Origin of the sequence: Mesorhizobium sp. M2E.F.Ca.ET.209.01.1.1 (genome assembly GCF_004010375.2) — a bacterium.
Lineage (GTDB): Bacteria > Pseudomonadota > Alphaproteobacteria > Rhizobiales > Rhizobiaceae > Mesorhizobium.
In genome coordinates, this window is sequence record NZ_SADP02000777.1 from 1 (window position 1) to 322 (window position 322).

Here is a 322-nt window from a genome sequence, read left to right on the forward strand (position 1 = left end):
CGGCGAAGCCAAGTCAGGCTATTTCAATGAGATGGGCGGCTGCATTCCGGCGGGCAGGATCGCCAGGCCCGCCGACATCGCGCCGGCCTATCTCTACCTGATGCAAAACGAGTTCATGACCGGCGAGACCGTCCATATCGACGGCGGGCAGCGGTTGGTTTGAGCGGGCGGGGCCGGGCCTCGGTTTGAGGATCCGGCCTCAACGATTGCCACGCATGAGCGCCGGGCGTCGCTTGCCGGGCCTTCGCAACGCAATGGCGTTTCCGGCGGAACGCTCATATACATGACGCTCGAATGAGCAGCGCCTCCGCCCCGTCGAGGA

Annotated in this window: 1 protein-coding gene; it reads left to right on the plus strand. The window is 64.9% G+C overall.

Annotated elements, in window-relative coordinates:
- Nucleotides 1-31: 31 nt before the first annotated feature.
- On the plus strand, nt 32-163 hold the full coding sequence (locus tag EN852_RS37860) for an SDR family oxidoreductase (RefSeq protein WP_246694554.1): 132 nt from the start codon (nt 32-34) through the stop codon (nt 161-163).
- The last annotated feature ends 159 nt before the right edge of the window (nt 164-322 follow it).